1 protein-coding gene is annotated in these 739 nt (G+C 59.1%); it reads right to left on the reverse strand.

What is annotated here, in order from left to right; all coding sequences use genetic code 11:
* Nucleotides 1-505 (reverse strand): MOSC domain-containing protein (locus BG52_RS01295; protein ID WP_051587716.1); only part of this gene is annotated, 505 nt, incomplete at its 3' end.
* Nucleotides 506-739: the final 234 nt, after the last annotated feature.

Below are 739 nucleotides of genomic sequence, written 5' to 3' on the forward strand. Positions count from 1 at the left end.
TGCGCGTTAGCGTATCGCCCGCCTGCACGGCACCCTCCTCCAAAACCCGGAAGTAATAGCCGGTGCGTCCGCTTTCCAGCACCTGCCCGGGCAGCTCCGGTCTGCCGTGTTTAAGGCCAAGCTTGAAGCACGGCAGCCGCGGCTGGGAAACCTGCGCCACCGCTTCGCCCACCCGGATGATGTCGCCGATGCCGATGTCCTCTTCCGCGCCGCCGGTGATCGTGAAATTTTCACCGAATGCGCCGAATGCAGGCGGCTCTCCCCATTCCCGCTCCCAATGCTCCCAGTGCGATCGGGAATAAACGCAGATCGCTTTGTCCGGTCCGCCGTGGTTGACGGTATCGGCCTGGCCGTCGCCCGGCAATCCGTTAACCGCCGCCCGGACCGGTCCGTCGACAGTCGTTTTGAATATGCCGGTTTGCACCTCCTGCCTGCCGTGGAGAACGGGTACCGGCTTGCCCGTGTTCACCGCCAGCAGTATGCCCAGCTTCTCTTCCTGCTTCATTGCCCTACTCCCCGCTTTCCGCTGCACATTTCTGCTATTATAAGCAAAGCCTGCGTCGCTGGCAAACCCGGCAGCTTCTGTAACCGTTTCCGGCATTCGACATTCGTTATCTGAATGGTTTGTCGGATTCAAAATATTCTTGCAGTTTTTTGCGCTTCCCCGGGAAATAGAGCGATGTCAACCTTGGAGCCAAACGAGCGAATTGCGAAGCAGATAAAACATAACGGCGGCAGC

The sequence above is a fragment of the Paenibacillus darwinianus genome (genome assembly GCF_000598065.1).
Lineage (GTDB): Bacteria > Bacillota > Bacilli > Paenibacillales > Paenibacillaceae > Paenibacillus_I > Paenibacillus_I darwinianus.